General features: G+C 74.4%; 18 protein-coding genes. 5 read left to right on the plus strand and 13 right to left on the minus strand.

Going from position 1 to position 16,999, the window contains the following annotated elements; all coding sequences use genetic code 11:
• From ptsP to CK505_RS11435, 4 genes are all read left to right on the plus strand, one after another.
• On the plus strand, positions 1 to 1,708 hold a 1,708-nt coding region (gene ptsP, locus CK505_RS11420; RefSeq protein WP_141246813.1), incomplete at its 5' end, for a phosphoenolpyruvate--protein phosphotransferase.
• Positions 1,709 to 1,818: 110 nt separating this feature from the next.
• A complete protein-coding gene (locus CK505_RS11425; protein WP_017832472.1) occupies positions 1,819 to 2,796 on the plus strand; it encodes a 1,4-dihydroxy-2-naphthoyl-CoA synthase in 978 nt (325 codons plus the stop codon).
• Positions 2,797 to 2,867: 71 nt separating this feature from the next.
• Positions 2,868 to 4,034: an AMP-binding protein gene (locus CK505_RS11430; RefSeq protein ID WP_095651131.1), complete on the plus strand. Its 1,167-nt coding sequence runs from the start codon at positions 2,868 to 2,870 to the stop codon at positions 4,032 to 4,034.
• Between the two features lie 122 nt (positions 4,035 to 4,156).
• On the plus strand, positions 4,157 to 5,038 hold the full coding sequence (locus tag CK505_RS11435; RefSeq protein WP_095651132.1) for a 1,4-dihydroxy-2-naphthoate polyprenyltransferase: 882 nt from the start codon (positions 4,157 to 4,159) through the stop codon (positions 5,036 to 5,038).
• A gap of 30 nt (positions 5,039 to 5,068) precedes the next feature.
• On the opposite strand, the gene CK505_RS11440 is transcribed toward CK505_RS11435, so the two are convergent.
• Entirely contained in the window at positions 5,069 to 5,356 is a 288-nt protein-coding gene (locus CK505_RS11440; protein WP_017832475.1) for a DUF4229 domain-containing protein, read from the minus strand.
• Positions 5,357 to 5,466: 110 nt separating this feature from the next.
• Here CK505_RS11440 and CK505_RS11445 point away from each other — a divergent pair, with 110 nt between their 5' ends.
• Complete coding sequence (locus CK505_RS11445) at positions 5,467 to 5,940, plus strand: PLDc N-terminal domain-containing protein (protein WP_017832476.1); 474 nt, start codon at positions 5,467 to 5,469, stop codon at positions 5,938 to 5,940.
• A 217-nt stretch (positions 5,941 to 6,157) separates the two neighbouring features.
• Here CK505_RS11445 and ccsB read toward each other — a convergent pair whose 3' ends face one another.
• The 12 genes from ccsB to CK505_RS11505 all read right to left on the minus strand — a co-directional run bounded on the left by ccsB (position 6,158) and on the right by CK505_RS11505 (position 16,956).
• Positions 6,158 to 7,237, minus strand: a complete 1,080-nt coding sequence (gene ccsB / locus CK505_RS11450; RefSeq protein ID WP_017832477.1) for a c-type cytochrome biogenesis protein CcsB — start codon at positions 7,235 to 7,237, stop codon at positions 6,158 to 6,160.
• Positions 7,238 to 7,250: 13 nt separating this feature from the next.
• Positions 7,251 to 9,089, minus strand: coding sequence for a cytochrome c biogenesis protein ResB (locus CK505_RS11455; RefSeq protein WP_095651133.1), 1,839 nt, complete (start codon positions 9,087 to 9,089; stop codon positions 7,251 to 7,253).
• A 44-nt stretch (positions 9,090 to 9,133) separates the two neighbouring features.
• A complete protein-coding gene (locus CK505_RS11460; protein WP_017832479.1) occupies positions 9,134 to 9,895 on the minus strand; it encodes a cytochrome c biogenesis CcdA family protein in 762 nt (253 codons plus the stop codon).
• Complete coding sequence (locus CK505_RS11465; protein ID WP_035925018.1) at positions 9,892 to 10,512, minus strand: TlpA disulfide reductase family protein; 621 nt, start codon at positions 10,510 to 10,512, stop codon at positions 9,892 to 9,894. The genes CK505_RS11460 and CK505_RS11465 overlap by 4 nt, the downstream gene beginning before the upstream one ends.
• 54 nt (positions 10,513 to 10,566) lie before the next feature.
• Positions 10,567 to 11,238: a histidine phosphatase family protein gene (locus CK505_RS11470; protein ID WP_095651134.1), complete on the minus strand. Its 672-nt coding sequence runs from the start codon at positions 11,236 to 11,238 to the stop codon at positions 10,567 to 10,569.
• A 49-nt stretch (positions 11,239 to 11,287) separates the two neighbouring features.
• On the minus strand, positions 11,288 to 11,551 hold the full coding sequence (locus CK505_RS11475) for a glutaredoxin family protein (RefSeq protein WP_095651135.1): 264 nt from the start codon (positions 11,549 to 11,551) through the stop codon (positions 11,288 to 11,290).
• Positions 11,552 to 11,657: 106 nt separating this feature from the next.
• Complete coding sequence (locus CK505_RS11480; protein WP_005504750.1) at positions 11,658 to 11,756, minus strand: AURKAIP1/COX24 domain-containing protein; 99 nt, start codon at positions 11,754 to 11,756, stop codon at positions 11,658 to 11,660.
• 165 nt (positions 11,757 to 11,921) lie between these two features.
• The gene (locus tag CK505_RS11485) at positions 11,922 to 12,764 is read right to left on the minus strand and encodes a FadR/GntR family transcriptional regulator (RefSeq protein ID WP_095651136.1); all 843 of its coding nucleotides are present in this window, start codon (positions 12,762 to 12,764) and stop codon (positions 11,922 to 11,924) included.
• Between the two features lie 113 nt (positions 12,765 to 12,877).
• Positions 12,878 to 14,218 carry an NADP-specific glutamate dehydrogenase gene (gene gdhA / locus CK505_RS11490; RefSeq protein ID WP_017832485.1) on the minus strand — a complete coding sequence of 447 codons (1,341 nt, stop codon included), beginning with the start codon at positions 14,216 to 14,218 and terminating at the stop codon, positions 12,878 to 12,880.
• Positions 14,219 to 14,253: 35 nt separating this feature from the next.
• Positions 14,254 to 14,859, minus strand: a complete 606-nt coding sequence (locus CK505_RS18680; protein ID WP_017832486.1) for a helix-turn-helix transcriptional regulator — start codon at positions 14,857 to 14,859, stop codon at positions 14,254 to 14,256.
• A 101-nt stretch (positions 14,860 to 14,960) separates the two neighbouring features.
• Positions 14,961 to 16,172, minus strand: coding sequence for an acetoin utilization protein AcuC (locus CK505_RS11500; protein WP_035925024.1), 1,212 nt, complete (start codon positions 16,170 to 16,172; stop codon positions 14,961 to 14,963).
• Between the two features lie 79 nt (positions 16,173 to 16,251).
• Positions 16,252 to 16,956 carry a TrkA family potassium uptake protein gene (locus tag CK505_RS11505; protein WP_241975597.1) on the minus strand — a complete coding sequence of 235 codons (705 nt, stop codon included), beginning with the start codon at positions 16,954 to 16,956 and terminating at the stop codon, positions 16,252 to 16,254.
• Between the last annotated feature and the right edge of the window lie 43 nt (positions 16,957 to 16,999).

Genomic DNA, 16,999 nt, shown 5'->3' on the forward strand with positions numbered 1-16,999 from the left:
CGTGCCCGTGCCGCCCGCCGCCGGACCGGGCGGCGACGTCGCCCTCGGCCCGGCGGTGGTGCGGGGCGGCGCGATCGACCTCTCCGGCTACCGGCCGGGCGGGCCTGCCGAGGAGCAGCGGCGCTCGGACGCGGCCGTCGCCCGCGCACTCGCCGAGCTGGCCGCACTGCGCCGTTCCGCCACCGGGGGCCCCGGCCCGGTGGGCGCCGTCCTCGAGGCCCACGAGGCCCTGCTCGTCGACCCCGGCCTGATCGAGGCGGTCTCCGCCGGCATCGCCGCCGGCGCGCCCGCGCCCACGGCGTGGGAGGACCGGCTCTCCGCGCTGGGCGGAGAGCTCGAGGCGATGGACGACCCCTACCTGCGGGCGCGCGCCGAGGACGTCCGCAGCGTGCGGCAGCGGGTGCTCGCCGCACTGGCCGGAGCCGGCGCGCCCGAGGACGCCGTCCCGGCCGAGGGTCCGCCCGCGGTCCTCGTCGTGCGGGAGCTCGACGCCGCAACAGCGGCGACGCTGGACCCGCACCGGGTCGCGGGCGTGGTCACGCTGGCGGGCGGGGACACCGGCCACGGCGTCCTCGTCGCCCGCTCGCGCGGCATCCCGGTGTACCACGACGCCGGGCCGGCCGCGGCCGCTGTGGCACCCGGCACCGTCGTCGGCTTCGACGCGCGGGCCCGGCGGTTCGTCGTCGACCCCGACGAGAGCACCCGGCGCTCCCTCCGCGAGCTGTCGGCCGCCCGGGCCGTCGAGGCCGAGCGCGTCCTGGCCACCGCCCGCGAACCGGGCGCGACGGCGGACGGCCACCCGGTGCCGGTGCTCGCCAACGTCACGACGCCCGCCGACGCCGGCCGGGCCGTCGCGTTCGGCGCGCAGGGGTGCGGGCTGCTGCGCACCGAGGTCCTGTTCGGCCACCTGGACGACGCCCCGTCGGTCGAGGCGCAGGCGGCCGCGTTCGCCGGGATCGCCGAGGCTTTCGCCGGGCGGCCGGTGACCGTCCGCACCTGGGACGTCGGCGGCGACAAGCCGCTGTCCTTCCTGCCGGCGCCCGACGAGGCGAACCCGTTCCTCGGCGAGCGCGGGCTCCGGCTCATGCGGCGGGCACCGGAGGTGCTCCGCGACCAGCTGACCGCGATCTGTCTGGTGGCCCGGGACCACCCGGTGCACGTCATGTTCCCCATGGTCAGCACCGCCGAGGAGGTGGCGTGGGCGCTGGAGCGGCTCGACGAGGCCTCCTCGGCGATCGGCGGCCGCCCGGCGGGCATGAGGGTCGGTGTCATGATCGAGGTCCCGGCCGCGGCCCTGGCCGTCCGCCGCGTGGCGCAGGGGCTCGACTTCGTGAGCATCGGCACCAACGACCTCGCGCAGTACACGATGGCCGCCGAGCGGGGCAACACCGCGGTCTCGGCGCTGGCGGACGCCCGGCAGCCCGCCGTGCTCGACCTGGTGTCCCGGGTGTGCGCCGAGGTGCCCGAGGGCACGCACGTCGCGGTGTGCGGCGACCTCGCCGGTGACCCGGCCGCGGCGGTGGTGCTCGCCGGGCTGGGCGTCGAGGAGCTCAGCGTGGTGCCCACCCGGGTGGCCCTCGTCAAGGCGCGCCTGCGGGACGTGACGCTGGCCGGTGCGCAGGACCTCGCGCGGCGGGCCCTGGCGTGCGGGTCCGCCGCGGAGGTGCGGGCGCTGCTGGCGGGCGCCGCTGGCGCGATCCCGGCCTGACGGCCGGTGGCTGTCGTGGGGCGTTCTCCTCCCGCCCTCCACCGCACCGTCGCTGACGGTCCGGGGGGCGGTCTCGAGGCCGGCGGAGAAGTCCCCGTAGACTCGGACCCGTGACCGACGCGACCCCGACCCCCGCCAGCAACCACCTCCCCGAGCAGGTCTCGGAGCTCTTCGACCCCGTGCAGTGGCGGACGGTCGAGGGCTTCCAGGACCTGCAGGACCTCACCTACCACCGCGGTGTGGAGCGGGACGCGGACGGCGCGGTGCTCCGGGACCTGCCGTGGGTGCGGATCGCCTTCGACCGCCCGGAGGTGCGCAACGCCTTCCGGCCGGGCACCGTCGACGAGCTCTACCGCGCGCTCGACCACGCGCGGATGAGCTCGGACGTGGGCGCCGTGGTCCTCACCGGCAACGGGCCCTCCGCCAAGGACGGCGGCTGGGCGTTCTGCTCCGGCGGGGACCAGCGCATCCGCGGCCGCGACGGCTACCGCTACGCCGGGGGCGAGACCGCCGAGAGCATCGACCCGGCCCGCGCCGGGCGGCTGCACATCCTCGAGGTGCAGCGCCTGATCCGCACCATGCCCAAGGTGGTCATCGCCGCCGTCCCCGGGTGGGCCGCGGGCGGCGGGCACTCCCTGCACGTGGTCTGCGACCTCACGATCGCGTCCCGGGAGCACGGGCGGTTCAAGCAGACGGACGCCACCGTCGGCTCTTTCGACGCCGGCTACGGCTCCGCGCTGCTCGCCCGGCAGGTGGGGCAGAAGGCGGCCCGCGAGATCTTCTTCCTCGCCCGGGAGTACGACGCGCAGCGGATGCTCGAGATGGGCGCGGTCAACGAGGTCGTCCCGCACGCGGAGCTGGAGGACGCGGCGATCGCCGCCGCCCGGGACGTGGCGGCCCAGTCCCCGCAGGCGATCCGGATGCTGAAGTTCGCCTTCAACCTGCCCGACGACGGGATGGTGGGCCAGCAGGTCTTCGCCGGCGAGGCGACCCGCATGGCGTACATGACCGACGAGGCCGTCGAGGGCCGGGACGCGTTCCTGGGCAAGCGCGACCCGGACTGGTCCGGCTTCCCCTACTACTTCTGATCCGGCTGCCGCCGGTGCACGACCCGTCCCCGGGTCGGGAGCCGACCGGCGGCGCGAGGAGGAGACCCGCGATGGCCGAACTGATCGTCCCCGGCGACGCCGTGGTCCTCGACGGGCCCGTGCCCGGCGACCCCCTGCGGCTGCTGTCCCCTCTGACCCGCGCGCTGGGCCGGGAGGGCCCCGCCGTCGTCGTGCGGACCTCCGGCTCCACGGGCCGGGCCAAGCGCACGGTCCTCACCCGGGACGCGCTCGCGGCGTCCTCGATGGCCACCGCGGTGCGCACCGGCGGGGTGGGCCAGTGGCTGCTCGCGCTGCCCGTCCACTACGTGGCCGGGCTCCAGGTGCTCGTGCGCTCCCTCTACGCCGGGACGGACCCCGTGGTCCTCGACCCCGCGGCCCGCTTCACCCCCGAGGCCTTCGCGGCGGCGGCCGAGGAGCTGGAGGACCCCGTGCGCTTCACCTCGCTCGTGCCCACCCAGCTGCAGCGGATCCTGGAACCGGCCTCCGGGGTGCGCAACGGGGACGCGGTCTCCGCGCTGAAGAGCTTCTCCGCGGTCCTGCTCGGCGGCTCGGCCGCTCCCCCGCGGCTGCTGGCGGCCGCCCGGGCCGCCGACGTCCGGGTGGTCGTCACCTACGGGATGTCGGAGACGTGCGGGGGCTGCGTCTACGACGGCGTGCCCCTGGACGGCGTCTCCGTGCACGTGGGGACGGAGGGGGCCGAGGACGACGCCCCGCGACCCGGGGTCACCGGCGGGTCCGGGCCGGGCCGCATCTGGCTCGGCGGGGACGTCGTCGCCGCCGGCTACGCCGGGGACCCGGAGCAGACCGCACGGCACTTCCGGGAGGCCGCCGGGACCCGCTGGTACCGCACGGACGACCTCGGCGAGATCTCCGCCGACGGCGTGCTCACGGTGCACGGGCGGGTCGACGACGTGGTGAACACCGGCGGGGTCAAGGTCGCCGCGGGGCTCGTGAGCGCCGCGCTCACGGAGCACCCGGGGGTGCGCCAGGCCCTGGTGCTCGGCGTGCCCGACCCCGAGTGGGGGCAGGCGGTCGGGGCGGCGGTCGTCGCGGCCCCCGGCGCGGACCGCCGGCGGCTGCGCGCCGAGCTCGAGGAGTCGGTGCGCGCCCGGCACGGCGCCGCCGCGGTGCCCCGGCGCTGGGCCTGGCCGGACGAGCTGCCCCTGCTGCCCACCGGGAAGCCGGACCGCGCCGCCGTGGGCCGTCTGCTGGGCTGAGCCCCCGCCCGAGCCGGGTCCGGGGCCGGGCCGTGACACAATGGTTCGCGGCCACGGACCCCCACCGCGGCCCGCATCCCGCACCCCGCACCCGCGCGGGTCGTTCCCGACGGAGGTAGCCCGTGGCCACGCCAGCACAGTGGATCGAGGGGGCCCGGCTCCGGACGCTGCCGATGGCCCTCGCCCCCGTGGTGGCCGGCTCCGCCGCGGCCCAGGCCCTGCACTCGTTCGACCCCGTCCGCGCGCTGCTCGCGCTGCTGGTCGCCCTCCTCCTGCAGATCGGCGTGAACTACGCCAACGACTACTCCGACGGCATCCGGGGCACCGACGACGACCGCGTGGGCCCCCTGCGCCTCACGGGTTCCGGGGCCGCCGCGCCGGGGCAGGTGCGGGCGGCGGCGCTGCTGTGCTTCGGCCTCGCCGCGCTCGCCGGCGCGGCCCTGGTGATGCTGAGCCGTCAGTGGTGGTTCATCCCCGTGGGCCTCTCGGCCGTGCTCGCCGCGTGGGGGTACACCGGCGGGCGCAGCCCGTACGGGTACCGCGGGCTCGGGGACGTGTTCGTGTTCGTGTACTTCGGGCTCGTGGCCGTGCTCGGCACCACGCTCACCCAGGCGGGCACCCTCAACCTCGAGGCCTTCGTCGCGGCCCTGTCCACCGGTCTGATCGCCACCGCCCTGCTGATGGCCAACAACATCCGGGACCTGCCCGGGGACCGGGAGGTCGGCAAGCGGACCCTGGCCGTGCGGCTGGGCGACCCGCTGGCGCGGGTGGTGTTCACCGCGGAGATCGCCGTGGCGTTCGCGCTCGTGCTGTTCCTGGTGCCCGACAACCCGTGGATGCTGCTCGTGCTGCTGCTCCTGCCCCTGGCGTGGGCGCCCGTGGCCACGGTGCTGCGGGTGCAGGACCGGCGCCAGCTCATCCCCGTGCTCCGGCAGTGCGGGGTGCTCAACGTGGGCTGGGCCGTGCTCTTCCTGCTGGCGGTGCTGCTGCGGCAGTGGTGGTGAGCACCCGGTGAGGAGGTGACGGCGGGCGGCTCAGACCTCGCGGCCGTCCTCGCGCAGCCGCCGGTCCACGTAGGCGTCCTCGACCTCCTGGTCCTCGAGCGCCACCCGGTTGCGGGGCTTCGGCGCCCGCGCGAACCACCGGTGGAACTCCTCCCCCGCGGCGCTGTGCAGGCGCGGGAAGAACAGGTAGGAGACCGCGAAGGAGATGACCACCGCGGCGACCCCGGACAGGACCAGCCCCACGCCCAGCCACATGCTGAGCAGGAAGGCCAGCACGAGCAGCGCGAACCGGAGCAGGGAGTACTTCAGGAAATTCACGCGCCCAGTCTAGCCGGAGCTCCTGACAGGTTCCCCGGGCCGGCGGAGCGGCGGACAGGGCCTCCGGAGCGCTGAGCTGGCGTCCAGGCAACTCCCCTACGATTGTCGGCATGGGCAGAGCCATCCTCATCATCGGCGCGGCCGCTTTGGCGGTGGGCGTGATCGTCTACTCCCTCATCGAGTGCGCCCGGACCGACAGCACCGACATGCGCGGTCTCCGCAAGGGAGGCTGGATCGCGGTGATCCTCCTCCTCCCCCTCCTCGGCGCCCTCCTGTGGCTGTTCCTCGGGCGGCCCAAGGGCACCGCGGAGTCCTCGCGTCCCGCGCGCGGCAGGGGGCCCGACGACGACCCCCAGTTCCTGCGCAACCTCGAGGAGCGCCGCCGGCAGCAGGAGAAGGCCGAGAAGCTCCGGCAGTGGGAGGAGGAGCTGCGACGCAACGGCGGACCGGGAGCGTCCGGCGGCACCGGGCCGGACGGGGCTCCCGGCGAGCGCCCCGACGACGGGCCCTCCGGCGGCTCGTCCGCCGGCCGCAGCGACGGACCGACGGACGGCTCCCCCGGCAGCCGGCCCCCGCGCGGCTGATCCGCCCGGCAGGACCGCACGGCGGGACCCCCCGGCAGGGCCCCACGGCAGGACCGCTCAGAGCGGGACCACGCGCCGGAGCCGCCCCGCCGCGGACCCGACCGGGCCGGACGCCCCGGCCACGACCGCCCCGACCACGTCCGTCCCGATCACGACGAACGGCCCGCACCTGCCGGTGCGGGCCGTTCCGGTGTCGTCGCCCGGCGGGGCGGCCGGGTCAGACCCCGGAGTAGGAGTGCAGGCCGGGGAAGACGGTGTTGACCACGGTGAAGTTGAAGATCACGCAGAGGTAGCCGACGATCGACAGCCAGGCCGACCGGTTGCCGGTCCAGCCCCGGGTGGCGCGGGCGTGCATGTAGGCGGCGTAGACCACCCAGATCACGAAGGTCCAGACCTCCTTGGTGTCCCAGCCCCAGTAGCGGCCCCAGGCCTGCTCCGCCCAGATGGCGCCGGCGGCGAGGGTGAAGGTCCAGAACGCGAACCCGACCGCGTTGAGCCGGAAGGACAGGTTCTCGAGCGCCTGGGAGGACGGGACCATCGCCAGGAACTCCGCGCCGGGCCGCTCGCCGGACAGGATGATCTGCTCCCGCCGGGCCTGCAGCAGCTGCAGGACGGCCATGGCGAACGTGATGGTGAAGATCCCGGAGGCGGCCACGGCGATGGACACGTGGATCACCAGCCACCAGGACTGCAGGGCGGGCTGCAGCGGTCCCACCGGGGTGGGGAAGCCGATGGTGGCCGCGCAGAGCATGATCACCACGAGCCCGGACACCAGGGAGCCCACGAAGCGCAGGTCCCGGGCCAGCAGGGCCAGCAGGAACACGCCCGCGACGACCAGGGCGCCCGTGGTGCAGAACTCGTACATGTTGCCCCACGGCACCCGCCCGGCCGCGAAGGCCCGGCTGAGCACGGCGGCGGCGTGCACGGCGAAGCCCAGGACCATGACGGCCACGGCCACGCGGGCGGCGGGCCGGCGCTCGCCGGTGTAGCGCATCTCCTCGTCCGCCACGTGGCCGGACAGGGCGGAGCGCGCGCTCGTGCGGTAGCCGCGCCCGCGGTGGCCCGCGCCGTGGCCGGCCCGGGAGTCCGCGGGCTCGGCGGCGTCCCCCGAGGTCGCCGCGGAGGCTCCCGCGGCGGCGCCCACGAGCTCGCGCTCGCCGCTGCCCTCGGCCCCGCGCAGGGTCTTGGAGTGGGACGCCACGTCCCACGCGAAGGCCACGAAGGCGACCAGGTAGGTCATGGCCGCCAGGAGCATGAAGAGCTCGCTCCAGGCGCCCAGTGTCTCGTTGACGGTCATGCCGCCCATCCTCTCACTCGTGGTCCGGCCGGGCGTCCGGCACGGAGTCCGTCCGGCCGTCCGGCCGGCCGGCGGCGTGCCCGGTGCTCCCGGCCGTCGCCGCGGTCGCTGTTGCTGTCGCTGGTGCCGGCGTCGGCGTGGTCGCCGTCCCGGACGTGGTCGTGGTCGTGGTGTCGTTGTCCCGCACGCCGGCGTCCTGCCACTGCTCGGTCCAGAGCCGGTCCAGCCGCTCGGCCTCCGCGGCGAGCCGGGGGTCCTCGCCGCGGGCCAGCAGCCCGTACTCCAGCACCGTGCAGGGCCGTCCGTCCGCGTCGACGCCCTCCGCCGCGCGCACCCAGACGCGGCGGCGGGCGATGAACAGGGACATGAGCAGGCCGGCGAAGGCCGCGACGAAGGAGACGAAGGCGCCCGTCTTGCCGGGGTCGTAGTGGACGTCCAGACCCACGTAGCGCTTGACGTCCAGGAACTCCACGGTGCCCTTGCCGTCGGGCAGCTCGTGCACGGGGTTCGCGGCGTCGAGCGTGATGGCGCCGTTCTCGTTGGTCATGGCGTTGAGCTCGGTGAGCGGCTCGACGTCGAGCACGTACACGTTCTGCGGTTCGCCGCTGTCCAGGCCGAGGTCCCCGTGGTACGCGGAGAGGATCAGCCGGGGATTGGCGAGGCCGGGGTCCACGGAGCGGGGCATCTCGCCCTCGCCGCCCACGGCGGTGGGCAGCAGCAGCCCCACGAGGCCGAGCTGGTCGGGACGGGCGTCCGGGACCTTGAGCACGAGCGAGGACGTGTAGACGCCGTCGGAGGGGATGGTCACGACCGGCCCCTCGAAGGCGACGTCCCCGTTGCCGTCGGTCACCCGCACCACCGGGGCGTAGCCGTTGCCCACGAGGTAGCTCTTCACGCCGTTCACGTTGAGCGGCTGGTTCACCTTCAGGACCTCCTGCCGCGGCTCGGCGCCGGGCTCGTCCTGCACGGTGACCTCCGCGGTGAAGTCGAGCGGCGCCCCGTAGCTGCGCGGGTTCGTGGTGTCCCGGTTGAACACGGCCTCGAAGCTGTCCAGCCGCACCGAGAAGGGGTCGAGCCAGTCGGCGTCGTAGTTGGGGCCGGGGGTGAAGGAGTCGTAGCCGATGAGGGTGTTGACGAAGGACTCGCCCTCCACGACCACCCGCTGGCCCTTGTAGCCGAAGAGGGAGCCGACGGCCACGGACACCAGCACGCCCAGCAGGGCCAGGTGGAAGACGATGTTGCCGACCTCCTTCCACATGCCGCGCTCGGCGGCCACCGACGGGGCGGCCGTGCCGGCGTCCCGGACCGCCACCCGGTAGCCGCGCTTCTTCAGCAGCCGGGCGGCGTCGGCCACGACGTCGTCCGGGGCCGGCGCCCCGGCCCCGTCACGGCCGCCCAGGGCCAGGGAGCGGTGCTCCGGCAGCCGCTCGAGCCGGCGCGGGGTGCGCGGGGGCTCGGCCCGCCACGCCCGCCAGTGCTTGGCCGCGCGCGGCAGGACGCACCCCACGAGGGAGACGAACAGCAGGATGTAGATCGCGGAGAACCACGCCGACGAGAAGACGTCGAACAGCTGCACCCGGTCCAGCCACTCCCCCAGGACGGGGTTGTTGTCGATGTAGTCCTGGACCGCCGCCGGGTCCTGGATCCGCTGCGGGAAGATCGATCCCGGCACCGCGGCGACCGCCAGGAGCAGCAGCAGGAACAGGGCGGTGTTCATCTTGGTCAGCTGCGTCCAGGCCCACCGGGCCATGCCGAGGGGCCCCAGGGCGGGGAGCTCGACGTCCGGGGTGCGCTGTCCGGACGGGTCCGGGGACGCGGGGCCCGACGACGACGGGGGCGCTGCGGTGCTCATGACGGCCTTTCTGCTGTCGGTGCGGGCTCGCGGGTCGGAGGTGCTCAGATCGGCATCACCCAGTCGGTGACGAGCTCGGCCTGCACCCAGGAGACGAACGCGGTCCACGCGCCCGTCATCATGAGCAGGCCGACGAGCACGAGCAGGCCGCCGCCGGCGCGCTGGATGCCGAGGCGGTGCCGGCGGAAGAAGCCCATGGCGCCCATGCCCCGGCGCAGGGCGAGGGCGAGCAGCAGGAACGGCACGCCCAGGCCCAGGCAGTAGGCGACCGTGAGGACGGCCGCCTTCCCGGTCGAGGCGCCGTCCACGTAGACGAGCGCCTGCACGGCCGCGAAGGTGGGGCCGATGCAGGGGGCCCAGCCGAGGCCGAAGGTCACGCCGAGCAGCGGGGCGCCCCAGAGCCCGGGCGGTGGGCGGTGCTCGATCTTGCGGTCCCGCTGGAAGAAGGACACCCCGCCGAGGAACACGACGCCCATGAGCACCACGAGCCCGCCGAGGACCACGGTGATCCAGTTCTGGCCCAGGAACCAGGCGTAGGCGCCCAGCTGGGCCAGCAGCACGGACATCAGCAGGAACACGGCGGAGAAGCCGAGGACGAACAGCGTGATCCCCGCGAGCACGCGGCCGCGCCGCTGCTCCTGCAGGTCCGCGCCGGTCAGGCCGGTGACGTAGCCGAGGTAGCCGGGCACGAGGGGCAGCACGCACGGGGAGGCGAAGGAGACGAGGCCGGCGAGCAGCGCCACGGGCAGCGCGACGAGGAGGGAGCCGTCGAGGACGATCTCGGCGAAGGGGTTGCCAGCCGTCATGCCGCTTCGGCCACCGTGTCCTCGAGGAGGGTCTCGAGCACGGAGCGGTCCGCGATGCCGAGGATGCGGGCGGCCACCCGCCCCTGGGCGTCGAGCACGAGCGTGGTCGGCACGGCCTGCGGCGGCACGTACGCGCTCAGCGCCATGAGCACGCCCCCGTCCTTGTCCGCGACGGAGGGGTACGGGATCTCGAAGGTGCGCTCGAACGCCTCGGCGGTGGCCCGCTCGTCGCGCAGGTTCACACCGTAGAAGGCGGCCTGCCCCTCGAACCGCTCGGCGAGCTCGCGGAGGTCGGGGGCCTCCACGCGGCACGGGGCGCAGCCCGCGTACCAGAAGTTCAGCAGCGCGGGCCGCCCGCGCAGGTCCTCGGCGGCGAGGGGCGTGCCGTCGAACAGCGTGCCGGCGAACTGCACCGGCTCCCCGCGCTCGGCGGCCGGGTACTCGGAGACCGTGCCGTCCCCGGCGATGTAGCCCTTCTGGTCCCCCGAGTTCGCCTGCTGGGCGAGGGAGTCCTCCTCCGTGCACCCGGCGAGGGCGAGTCCGAGGACGCCGAGGCCCGCGAGCGAGAGCACGCGGCGGCGGGACGGACGGGGGGCGGGCGAGGGGCGGGAGGTCACGGACGGATCACCTGGTGTTCTGGACGGGACGGGGAGGGCGGCGGCGCCCGGCCATTATGAACCGGGAAGCTGGTTGACCCCTGGGTAGAGGTCGGCGGCGGGCTCGCTGTAGACGACCCGGGGCGGGCGCCCGGAGTCGAGGTCGTCGAAGACCAGCGAGGTGATGGAGGCGAGGTTGCACTGCCGCCGCCGCGGGTCGTGCGGCAGGGGGCGCCCCTCGGCGGAGAGCCGGGTGAGCCAGATCGGCAGCTGGTGGGACACGAGCACGGCCTCGGCGCCGTCCCCGCCGCGCTCCACGGCGGCGCGCCCGGCGTCCAGCACCGCCTCCGCCATGCGCGCGACCTGGTGCCGGTAGGGCTCGCCCCAGGAGGGCCGCAGCGGGTTGCGCAGGTGCGGCCAGTGCCGGGGCCTCAGCAGCTCGGGGAGGTCCACGTGCAGGCCCTCGAAGTGGTTGTGCGCCTCGATGATCCGCTCGTCCGGGTGCACCGGCAGGTGCAGCTCCCGGGCCACGGGCGCGGCCGTCTCCCGGGCGCGCTGCAGCGGCGAGGAGACGAGGTGGACGATGCGCGAGCCGGTGTTCACGCGGCGGGCGAGCTCCGCGGCGGCGGCCTCCGCCATCCGCGCACCGAGCTCGGTGAGGCCGTAGCTGGGCATCCTCCCGTAGACGATGCGGTCCGGGTTGAGGACCTGGCCGTGGCGCAGCAGGTGGACGGTCGAGGAGGGCATGCCCCCATGGTCCCAGACCGGGCGCACCGGCCCCAAAACGGGGGGCGGTTCAGCCGGCCAGGCGCTCGCGCAGCAGCCGGGCGAGGCGGCGCTCGTCGATCTGCCAGAAGTCGCGCGGGACGCCGTCCACGAGGACCACGGGGATCTCCTCGGCGTGCCGGCGGGCCAGCTCGGGGTCGGTGTCGACGTCGACGTCCTCCCACTCCAGCCCCAGCGCGGAGGCGACCCGGTCCACGGACTCCCGGGCGGCCTCGCAGAGGTGGCACCCCGGGCGGGTGAGGAGGGTCACGGCGGGCCGCGGAGGAGGAGTCATGGAGCCCATGCTACGGGCCCGCCGCGCGGTGCGGACGGGCCCGGGAACGCACCGGGGGCCGCCGTCCTGGATCGGACGGCGGCCCCCGGTGGCGCTCAGCGCAGGGTCACTTCTTGTTGCGGCGCTGGTGACGGGTCTTGCGGAGCAGCTTGCGGTGCTTCTTCTTGGACATCCGCTTGCGGCGCTTCTTGATCACTGAACCCATAGGATCCCTCGCATCTTCATGTCTCGGTGGTGTGCCCCCGGGGACTCCGCGCGACAGGCGGGAACCAGGGGTGCCGGCCTGCGGACGGTGACGGCCGGGCAAACGTTCACTGACACCCTACCGTCTTGTGGGGAGATTGCTGTACTCGGTCCGGCCGCGGCCGGCTCAGGCGCTGCGGGACACCGGTGCGGGCCCGTCCCCGGGCTCCTCCTCGAAGGCGTCCGCGAGCTCGTGCGGGCCGGTGTCCGGCTGCGCCGCGGCGCCGGGCGGGTTGAGCTCGGCGGGCGCGTCCGGGGCCGGACCGGGGGTGCGCTGCTCCTGGTCCGGGTCCACGCCGGCCTCGCGGTACTGGTACTCGATGTGCTCCGCCACCAGCCGGGACGCCAGCCGGCGGTCACCGGCCGCCACGGCGGAGTAGATGGCGTGGTGCTCCGCGCGCAGCCGGTCCGCGGTGGTGCTCCACAGGGGCACGTGGCCCACCAGGGCCATCGTGTACTCGTAGATCGAGTCCCGCAGGGAGGACATCAGGGCGGAGACCACCGAGTTGCCGGCGGTCTTGCACAGGGCGATGTGGAAGCTCACCTCGAGGTGGTGGAACTCCTTGAGCGACAGGTCGTCCCGGGCCATCTGCTCGAGCAGCGCCCGCAGCTCGGCCATCGCCGGGTGCTCCGGGTCCGAGCGCTCCAGGGCCCACGTCTCGAGCAGCACCCGGGTCTGGACGATGTCCCGCAGGGGGTAGTCCGAGGTGGCCATGTGCAGCTGCAGCGCGGGCCCCGCGGACGCGGCGGGCTCCCGCACCAGCATGGGCAGGATCGACTTGCGCGGCCCGTCGAACAGCCGCACGATGCCCTGGGCCTCCAGGGTCTTGAGCGCCTCCCGCATGGTGTTGCGGGACACGCGGTGGATGGCCGCGAGGTCGCGGTCCGAGGGCAGTTGTTGGCCCAGCACGAGGTGGCCGTCGAACAGCTCGTTCTCCAGCCACTGCAGGACCTGCCGATGCGTTGCCATAGTCTCCAGGGTAGGACCACCGCGGCCCTCCGTGGGACGAACGCGGGTCCGGACGTGTCGGAAGTGCGGACGGGGAACCCCTGCCGGGCCCGGCGGACCGGACCCGGCACGGGTCAGATGAGGCCCTGCGCCATCATGGCGCCGGCGACCTTCATGAACCCGGCGATGTTCGCGCCGGCCACGTAGTTGCCGGGCATGCCGTAGTCCTCGGCGGTCTCGGCGCAGGTGTCGTGGATCGACTTCATGATCTGGCCGAGCCGCTCCTCCGTGTACTCGAAGGTCCACGAGTCGCGGGAGGCGTTCTGCTGCATCTCGAGCGCGGACGTGGCCACGCCCCCGGCGTTGGCCGCCTTGCCCGGGCCGAAGAGCACGTCCGCCTCCTGGAACAGGCGGGTGGCCTCGCCCGTGGTGGGCATGTTCGCGCCCTCCGCCACGGCGAGCACGCCGTGGCCGAGCAGCTTCTTGGCGTGGGAGCCGTCCAGCTCGTTCTGGGTGGCGCACGGCAGGGCCACGGTGCCGGGGACGTCCCAGACGGAGCCCTTGGCGATGAACCGGGCGCGTCCGCCGCGGCGCTCGGCGTACTCGGAGATCCGGCCGCGCTCCACCTCCTTGACCTCGCGGAGCAGGTCCAGCTCGATGCCGTCCGGGTCCACCACGTAGCCGCTGGAGTCCGAGGCGGTGACCACGGTGGCCCCGAGCTGCTGCGCCCGGTGGATCGCGAAGGTCGCCACGTTGCCCGAGCCGGAGACCAGCACGGTCTGGCCGTCGAAGGACTGCCCGCGGGTCTGCAGCATCTCCTCGGCGAACATCACGGTGCCGAAGCCGGTGGCCTCGGTGCGCACCAGGGAACCGCCCCAGCTGAGGCCCTTGCCGGTGAGCACGCTGGACTCGTAGCGGTTGGTGATCCGCTTGTACTGGCCGAACAGGTAGCCGATCTCGCGTCCGCCCACCCCGATGTCACCGGCGGGGACGTCCGTGTACTCGCCGATGTGGCGGTAGAGCTCGGTCATGAAGGACTGGCAGAAGCGCATGATCTCGCCGTCGGAGCGCCCGCTCGGGTCGAAGTCCGACCCGCCCTTGCCCCCGCCGATCGGCATGCCCGTGAGGGCGTTCTTGAAGATCTGCTCGAAGCCCAGGAACTTCACGATGCCCAGGTACACGGAGGGGTGGAAGCGCAGCCCGCCCTTGTAGGGCCCGAGCGCGGAGTTGAACTCCACGCGGAAGCCGCGGTTGATGTGCACGCGGCCCTCGTCGTCGGTCCACGGCACGCGGAAGATGATCTGCCGCTCCGGCTCGCAGATCCGCTCGAGCACGGCGGCGTCGAGCAGCTCGGGGTGGCGTGCGACCACGGGGCCCAGGGAGTCGAAGACCTCGTCCACGGCCTGGTGGAACTCCACCTCTCCGGGGTTGCGGGCGAGTACGGCCTGGCGGATCGGGTACAGGTCCTCGTGCATGGTGCTCCTCGTTCGGATCGATTGGGCCCGGCCGGTCACCGCCGCGGGTTCCTGGTGCGGCGGCGCAGGCCGGAGAGGCTGGACAGGATGTCCACCGCACGAGCCCCCGCGCCCCTGCCCGGGCGCGCGGGGGTGCCGCCGACCGCCGGCGCCGGGCCGGTCTCGACCGCCGGCTCAGGGCTGGGGACGACGGCCGGCTCCGGAACGGCCACCGCCGCGGCGTCCAGCACGTCCGTCCCGGGCGTCGCCTCCGGAGCCGTCCCGGTCCCATCGGCCCCCGCGGTCACGACCACGTCGGGTCCGGCGACGCCGGCCCCGGCAGTGCCGCTGTCCGCGGCGTCCCCGGGGGCGCGCGTCGGGGCGGCCGGCTGGTGCGCCGCACCGCCCACGACCTCGTGGACCCAAGCGGTGACCTCGGCCAGCGGCTCCGGCTGCACGGCGTAGAGACGTCGTTGCCCCTGTGCCTCCATGGACACCATACCGGCCTCGCGCAGGATCTTCAGATGCTTCGAGACGGTCGGCTGGGAGACCCCCAGCTCTGCCACGAGGTCGCCCACGGGTCGTTCGCCGTCCTTGAGCGCGGCGAGGATCCCCCGCCGGGTCTTGTCGGCGATCACCGCGAACACGTCGTTGTTGCCCATCCGATCACTGTAAACGGGTTGCCGTGCGGCTCCCGGCACCGGCACGTCCGTGCCGCCCCCGTGGCTGCCCCCGCCGCTGCCGGAGCCCGCGGGCGGCGGGCTCAGTCGAACCACGGGTCCAGCCCCCACTGGGGGAAGACCTCCTTGCGGGTGGCCATGATCGTGCGGTCCGTCTCGTCGTTGGGGTCGAAGCCCACCTCCCAGGAGCGCCACCACAGGTCCACCTCGTCGCCCATGACCCGCGGCGCGTCGGCGCCGTAGCGCTCTTGCACGTAGTCGCGCCACGGCTGCGGCACCGCGGTGCCCACGTCGATGGGGTGGCCGGCGGCGACTCCCACCAGGTGCGTCCAGGAGCGGGGCACCACGTCGTAGCAGTTGTACCCGCCCCCGCCCGTGGCGATCCACCGGCCCTCGCACAGCTCGTGGGCCAGCCCTGCCAGGGCCACGGCGGTCTGCCGCTGCGCGTCGACGCTGACGCGCAGGTGGGTGAGCTCGTCGGCGAAGTGCGAGTCGCAGCCGTGCTGGCTCACGATCACCTCGGGCCGGAACTGGCGCAGCAGGGGCGGGACCACGGCGTCGAACGCGCGCAGCCACATGGAGTCGTCGGAGGCCGTGGGCATCGCCACGTTCACGGAGTGCCCCTCGGCCTCCCCGCGGCCGGTCTCGTTGGCGAAGCCCGTGCCCGGGAACAGCGTCAGGCCCGTCTCGTGCAGCGAGACGGTGAGCACGCGGGGGTCGTCGTAGAAGATCGACTGGGTGCCGTCGCCGTGGTGGCCGTCGACGTCCACGTAGGCCACGCGCCGGACACCCTGGTCCAGCAGGTGCTGGACCGCCACGGCGCAGTCGTTGTAGATGCAGAATCCGCTGGCCTTCTCCGCGTGGGCGTGGTGCATCCCGCCCCCGAAGTTCACGGCGTGCACCGCGTCCCCCGCGAGAACGGCCACGGCGCCCTGGTAGGTGCCGCCCACGAGCCGGGCGCTCGCCTCGTGCACCCCCGGGTACCCGGGGGTGTCCTCGGTGCCGAGACCGCACTCGGGGACCTCCACGGTGGGGTCGGCGCTGACGGCCCGGACCGAGTCCACGTAGTGCTGCGGGTGGACGAGGTTGAGCACCTCGTCCGGGGCCACCTCGGGCGCCTCCACCGTGACGTTGTCCCGGCGGTCCAGGCCGAACTCCTGGACCAGCCGGTAGGTGGCCTCGAGCCGGGACGGGTGCATGGGGTGGTGGTCCCCGAAGTTGTACTCGAGCAGGGCGGGGTCCCAGAACAGTCGCGTGGGGTACGGGGCGCCGGGCCCGGACGTAGCAGGGGTCACACCGCCATTAGACCACTCGGGGCCGGGGCCCGCCGTCGCGGGCGTGGCGCCGGCGCCCTTTGTGTCACCCCGGCGCGGCTCAGTCGAGGTCGCTGAAGGCCTCGACCGCACGGGTGGGTCCCGTCACGAGGATCTGGTCGTTCTCGTAGAGGACCGTGCCGGGCTCGGTGGCCTCCCACCCCTGGCCCAGGCGGCGGACCGCGACGATCGAGACCCCGTGGGTGCGCCGGATGCTGAGGGTGTCCAGCGGCCGCTGCTGGACGGCCTCCGGGGCCGGGCAGCGGATGAGGGCGAATCCTTCGTCGATCGTCACGAAGTCGAGGGCCCGGCCCTGGATCAGGTGGGCGGAGCGCACGCCCATGTCGTGCTCGGGGCTGATGACGTGGTGGACCCCGAGCTGCTCGAGGATCTCGGCGTGGGGTGTGGTGATGGCCTTCGCCCAGATCTCGGGGTGGGCGAACTTCAGCAGCCGGGAGGCGACCAGGATGCTGGCCTGGACGTCGGAGCCGATGCCGACCACCACCTTGTCGAACTCGTCGACGCCGAGCTGGCGCAGCACCTGTTCCTGGGTGGCGTCGGCGCGCACCACGGTGGTCAGCTGCCCGTTGAGCTCCTGGACGACGTCCTCGTCGACGTCGATGCCCAGCACCTCCGCGCCGTTGCGCATCAGCTCGAGGGCCAGGGCGGCGCCGAAGCGGCCCAGGCCGATCACGGCCACCGTGCCCGGTGGCCGGCGGCGGCCGGAGTGGTGGTACGGGGCGGTGCCGGGGCGGGAGGGGAACATGTGGGGACCTCCAAGAGGTGTCGGGGTGGGCCGCAGGGCCCCG

Source organism: Kocuria sp. WN036 (assembly GCF_002287015.1).
Taxonomy (GTDB): Bacteria; Actinomycetota; Actinomycetes; order Actinomycetales; family Micrococcaceae; genus Kocuria; species Kocuria rosea.